Source organism: Bartonella sp. PS7NMGDW (genome assembly GCF_042193585.1).
GTDB lineage: Bacteria > Pseudomonadota > Alphaproteobacteria > Rhizobiales > Rhizobiaceae > Bartonella > Bartonella grahamii.
The window spans coordinates 1-2,113 of the sequence record NZ_JBHILX010000057.1 but is presented as its reverse complement, the minus strand read 5'-3'; the positions used below and the strand labels follow the sequence as shown (position 1 = coordinate 2,113).

The following is a 2,113-nucleotide window of genomic DNA, read 5'->3' as shown; positions in this document are numbered from 1 at the left end:
TTAGATCGCTAGCTGTTTTGATAATAAAAGCCGTGTCTTAAAGGACGCGGCTTTTTTGCTATAAAGCAGCCCCCCGCCCCGTTATTTTATTTACGCTGCTCTTTCAGTGATTACATCATTACTACAAACATCATCACGAAATGTTTTCTTTTCCTTAAGAGCGGCGTTGCCATAAATCTTAACATCTTTGTAAACAACCGCTTTTCCATAAACTCTTGCATTATCAAAAATATGAGCACCCTCATATATATAAGAAGATCCTGATACTTTTGCATTGCCATAAACAAAGCCACTCACATCAGCACTATGCCAAACCTTAGCATTGTCATAAATTTTTGCATTTACAGCAATAAAGGCTTTCCCATAAACCACGGCATTGTTACAAACTTGACCACAAATTTTTGCATCACCATAAACCTTGGCATTGTCATTAACCACGCACTTGCCATAAACTACTCCCTTACCACGAACCCACATACTACCATTAACACTCGCATTATCAGAAACCTGTGCATTGCCATAAACATGGGTATCATGACCATAAACTTTAGCTTTTCCACTCACTATAGCATTACCATAAACTTTAGCATTTTGAGCAACAATGGCATCATTACGTATTTTTGCATTTTCAGAAACGACGGCATTCACAGCAACTATAGCATTATCATACACCCAGCAATTACCATCATGTGAGAGATTATCTTCACTTTCAATAAAGCCACCAAGGTCCCCTGTCTTTACATCATCGAAATCCCTTAATGCACGAATGCGATAAAAGTGTTTAGGTTGACGGGTTTCAGCATCTTTAACTTCTTTAATTTCGTCTGTAATTTCATATTTTTTAGATACATTTTTAGTGGTCATAGGTAACTCCTAATCTAATATTTAAACAAATTTTGAATGAAATGGTTATAAGGAGGCGCCCCCGCACCGCCGCTGCTGTCTTATGCTGCTTTTTCTAAAATATTATTCGAGTTATATATGACTTTATTGCCACTATAAACCTCACCTTCCCTATGAACAAAATCACACTCTCTTAATTTTGCCTTGCCTGAAACCTTCCCATAAATTTTTGAATAACCTGATATTTTTGCATTACCATAAATAATCCCATGAATTTCAGCATGCCCTTCAATAACAGCGTTCCCATGAACGTGTGCATTTTTATAAAGTTTTGAAAAGCCTAGAACCTTGGCATTACCATAAACTTTTACATCAGCATAAATGCAAGCATATCCAGAAAGCTTGGCATTACCAAAAATATGTGTATCATTAAAAACCCAAGCATTATAATGAACGTGAGCATTCCCATAAATTCTTGCACGAGGATAAATACGTGCAAAACCATAAACCTCAGCATTTCCATAAACAAAGCCACCTACAACCGCCTTGCCATAAACACGGGCGTTTTCATAAATACAAGCTTCCACATTAACATGAGCATAACCACTTACAACGGCATTATCGTAAACCCGTGCATTAGCATAAACCTTGGCTTTACCTCCGACCCAGCAATTGCCATGATGCGATAAATTGTATTCACTACCTATAAAGCCGCCGAGCTCCCCTTTTTTGACATCTCCAAAATCTCTTAAAGCTCTAATCCTATGAAGCGTTTTAAAGCCAACCTCTATTGTTTCACCTGTAAATTCGTATTTTTTTGCAAACTCTCTCTTTTTAAAAGAGCCATTATCATCTGTAACAAAAAAGGAAGATTCTTGATTTTTAACTGTAGCGTTCATGCTAGTAATCCTTATCGTAAAAAAGGTTTCTATTGACAGCCCATAAGGGCGTCGGGCGCTAGAAACACGGCGATAAGTCCGCTGTATGCTTTCCCCTAAAAGGGTATTGTATGGCATAACCACACCCGACAAAATCGTTATATGCTAGTGATAGCATAAAAGAAAGTCAGTATTTTGAAGATGGGAAAAACCTTATCGTGGTTTATCCGCTTATCGCTAAGTGTTTCTACACACTTGACGCCTTTCTAAACGAACCTTTCCTTAATGTCAATACGTATTTTTTATTTTTTTCAATTTTTTTCATTTTGATACCTACCTAATTGAATACCAAGTGCTTTCTCTAGTTCACTGTCTATATCATCATAAGTTTT

Annotated in this window: 2 protein-coding genes; both read right to left on the bottom strand. The window is 37.0% G+C overall.

Annotated elements, in window-relative coordinates; genetic code table 11:
* Positions 1 to 90 precede the first annotated feature (90 nt).
* Positions 91 to 864 carry a hypothetical protein gene (locus ACFIKJ_RS09065; RefSeq protein WP_375670525.1) on the bottom strand — a complete coding sequence of 258 codons (774 nt, stop codon included), beginning with the start codon at positions 862 to 864 and terminating at the stop codon, positions 91 to 93.
* Positions 865 to 944: 80 nt separating this feature from the next.
* The gene (locus ACFIKJ_RS09060; RefSeq protein WP_375670524.1) at positions 945 to 1,859 is read right to left on the bottom strand and encodes a hypothetical protein; all 915 of its coding nucleotides are present in this window, start codon (positions 1,857 to 1,859) and stop codon (positions 945 to 947) included.
* Positions 1,860 to 2,113: the final 254 nt, after the last annotated feature.

What these genes read in the sequence shown, in the direction of transcription:
- ACFIKJ_RS09065 (WP_375670525.1), bottom strand. Translation starts at nt 864, where the DNA reads ATGACCACTAAAAATGTATCTAAAAAATATGAAATTACAGACGAAATT.
- ACFIKJ_RS09060 (WP_375670524.1), bottom strand. Translation starts at nt 1,859, where the DNA reads ATGCCATACAATACCCTTTTAGGGGAAAGCATACAGCGGACTTATCGC.